This is a genomic window from Faecalimonas hominis, from assembly GCF_054660755.1.
Map to the genome: position 1 here is coordinate 1 of NZ_BAAHSH010000075.1, position 2,986 is coordinate 2,986.

The 2,986-nt window shown below is 34.8% G+C and carries 4 protein-coding genes; 1 reads left to right on the forward strand and 3 read right to left on the reverse strand.

Features of this window, described 5'->3' with window-relative positions:
- From ACYQ35_RS11305 to ACYQ35_RS11315, 3 genes are all read right to left on the reverse strand, one after another.
- Positions 1-544 (reverse strand): ABC transporter permease (locus ACYQ35_RS11305; protein ID WP_459833628.1); only part of this gene is annotated, 544 nt, incomplete at its 3' end.
- Positions 541-1,428 carry an ABC transporter ATP-binding protein gene (locus ACYQ35_RS11310; protein WP_459833631.1) on the reverse strand — a complete coding sequence of 296 codons (888 nt, stop codon included), beginning with the start codon at positions 1,426-1,428 and terminating at the stop codon, positions 541-543. The genes ACYQ35_RS11305 and ACYQ35_RS11310, both read right to left, overlap by 4 nt.
- A gap of 31 nt (positions 1,429-1,459) precedes the next feature.
- Positions 1,460-1,984, reverse strand: a complete 525-nt coding sequence (locus ACYQ35_RS11315; RefSeq protein WP_009757483.1) for a 2'-5' RNA ligase family protein — start codon at positions 1,982-1,984, stop codon at positions 1,460-1,462.
- A 116-nt stretch (positions 1,985-2,100) separates the two neighbouring features.
- Between ACYQ35_RS11315 and ACYQ35_RS11320 the strand changes: the two genes are divergently transcribed.
- Positions 2,101-2,961, forward strand: a complete 861-nt coding sequence (locus tag ACYQ35_RS11320) for an arginase (RefSeq protein ID WP_009757484.1) — start codon at positions 2,101-2,103, stop codon at positions 2,959-2,961.
- The last annotated feature ends 25 nt before the right edge of the window (positions 2,962-2,986 follow it).

The following is a 2,986-nucleotide window of genomic DNA, read 5'->3' on the forward strand; positions in this document are numbered from 1 at the left end:
ATCTTGACATAGGACCAAAACATAGTGTGGCCAAAAATAGTTCAAGTAAGAATAACCCCAAATTCAAAAATAAGAATTTTGTAATCTCCAATTCTCCCTCAAACAACATTCCGCTGGCAGCGATGATCAGCCCGGTTGCATATCCTATCAAGATAAGTAATCCTATCAGTAAAACTACAAATTGCGTCAGTATGATTTGCATACGGCTATAATGTGTATTTAACAAATATGCCATAGACCCTTTGTCGATATACTTAGCCACCAATTTGTAGCACATTATGATCGTGTATATAAAAGGTATCAGTATTAGTATAAATCCGTACAAATAGTTATTTAAAAACTCTAACAATGTTGTCCCCGGATTCTCCATTCCAAAAGCCGCAAAAAACTGTGGCATGCTTTTAGCAAGTTCATTGATTCCTTCACTCAGGCTCGGATCATACATGGCTGTGATAATTCCGGCATACATGGTAATAGTCGCTAAGAATAATACAATAATTTTGCAGTTTGATTTCAATTCGGTTTTTAATAATGGAATACTCATTGTTTATTACCTCCATAATATTTCAAAAAGAGTTCTTCAAGTGTCTGATGCCTTGCATTTATATCTTTTATATCGTATTTACACAATTCAGAAAGCAATAAATTCACATTATCATTTGATATCAGATATACCACATTTTCCTGCCTTTCACTACTGTCCGCGTATAACTTTTGAAAATGAACTGCATCTTCTGTATTTGCAAACATAATTTCGTAATGCTTGCTCATATTACCTTTTATCATATTTATATTTTCATCTGCTACAATTCGTCCTTCTTTTATCATCACAATTCGGTCACATGTATTTTCAATTTCCTCAAAAATATGTGATGACATCAGTATCGTTTTTCCCTTATCCTTCTCCTTTTTTATCAATTCAATAAATTTGTTTTGCATAAGCGGATCTAAACCGGTGGTCGCCTCATCTAAAATTAGAATAGGTGTATTTTGCATAAAGGCAACAATCAGACCGATTTTCTGCTTCATTCCTTTAGACATTTTTTTGATTTTTACTTTAGTGTTAATACTAAAGTAACTGATGAGTTCTCTGGCGTAATGCAAATCTTTTATATTCTTCATTTTAGCCATAAACTGTATAAACTCTTCTCCGGTCATATTGTCCATAAATGCAATTTCTCCCGGCAAATAACCGATTTTCTCCTGAATGGAAGCCGACTCTTTAAAACAGTCCATGCCCAGTATTTTTGCAGAACCGCATTCAGATTGAATAAATCCCATAAGGTGTCTGATTGTTGTTGTTTTTCCCGCTCCGTTTGAGCCTAAAAATCCTACACACTCGCCTTGCTTTATGGAAAAAGATACGTCGAAAATTCCTTTATTATTTCCATAGTCCTTTGTCAAATTACTAATTTCTATTACGTCCATAAAGATTCCTCCCTGTAACAAAATCTGATATTCACTTCAATTCCACTTTCCACAATTCTTCATAAGGATTTGTTTTGGCCAGTCCTATATGTGTCACTTCTCCCCTGAACATTCCAAACTCGTCCTGTAATGCCCGGACTGCACCTATCATCTCTTCTCTTGATAATTTCTTTCCCACAGTCGCATGAGGAAACCATTGCATGGGACGATAATAAGGACTTACAGAAATATTTCCCGTTTGTAAAAAAATATTATAAATAAATTTCGACAAATTTTGTAAATAATTATTCAATACCGGTGCAATATAAATAACTGAAGGCAGGAACATTCCAACCGAACACCAAATCACTTCTCCTCTAGACAAAACCTCTATATTTTCTCTTAATTTTCCAATAATTTCTCTTTCCTCCCCCATTTCAAAGGAAGAAACCGTAATATGGGGTGGCACTTTATTTTCCGTCATAAACACATTTCCACTGCAGTTTGCAATTTTATCTATATACCGCTGTATCCGTTCGTTCGTCTTATTATCAAAATATAATGAAATAAAATACATTTTTCCTCCCAATTCGCCGCATAAACTGCATTTTGGCTCACTTGCTATAATAATTTTACCATGCTATAATAACATAACTTATCAATATTTAATACAAAACGGAGGTTATTATTACTATGTTAAATATATTTGGTTGTCCTATGCACTGTGGTGTAGGCGAAAAAGGGCTCGTTCATAGTTTGGATTATCTGAACGAACATAATCCATCTTTGAATCTGACAACAATTCCTGAAATATCAGTATCTGATGAAAATTCTGCACACATGAAAAATTTTAGAAGTGTTCTTGAAACTTGTACTTCTATTGCAGAATACAGTTATAATAACATTTTATCTAAAGGAAATACACCACTTTTTCTCGGAGGTGATCATAGCGCCGCTATCGGAACTGTGTCGGCAACTGCTACACAGTATGACAATATCGGATTAATTTGGATCGATGCTCACCCGGACATTAATACAGACTTAACATCTGCCAGCGGAAATATCCACGGTATGCCGATTTCTGCCCTTCTCGGCAATTTAAGTCCTGCCGGAGCAGACCTTTCCAAAATCTTGACAGACAATCCGAAAGTAAAACCGGAAAATATTGTCCACATTGGTTTAAGGGATATCGACCCGCCTGAGGCAGTTATTTTAAAAGAATTAAACATCAAACACTTTACCTATGATGACATTAAAGAAAAAGGATTGGACTTCTGCTTAAATGAAGCAATTTCCCATCTTTCTCATTTAAAACATATTCATTTAAGTTTTGATATTGATGTTGTAAATCCACAGTTACTTCCGGGCGTTTCCGTTCCTGTAAACGATGGATTTACTATTCCTGAGATTTATCATGTATTTGAACGTATTCTTGGCGAACTTCCAATTTCCGCCTTGGACATTGTTGAATACAACAAAGAATATGATAAAGATGATGTAACTGCTGATTTCGTATCAGAACTCATCACTTTCATTCAAAAACATTTTAACTAAATTGATAAGGGGGTGTCGCAAAATC

Bases quoted from the DNA above. Each gene is read 5' to 3' on its own strand.
- ACYQ35_RS11310 (WP_459833631.1), bottom strand. From the start codon at position 1,428: ATGGACGTAATAGAAATTAGTAATTTGACAAAGGACTATGGAAATAAT.
- ACYQ35_RS11320 (WP_009757484.1), top strand. From the start codon at position 2,101: ATGTTAAATATATTTGGTTGTCCTATGCACTGTGGTGTAGGCGAAAAA.
- ACYQ35_RS11315 (WP_009757483.1), bottom strand. From the start codon at position 1,984: ATGTATTTTATTTCATTATATTTTGATAATAAGACGAACGAACGGATA.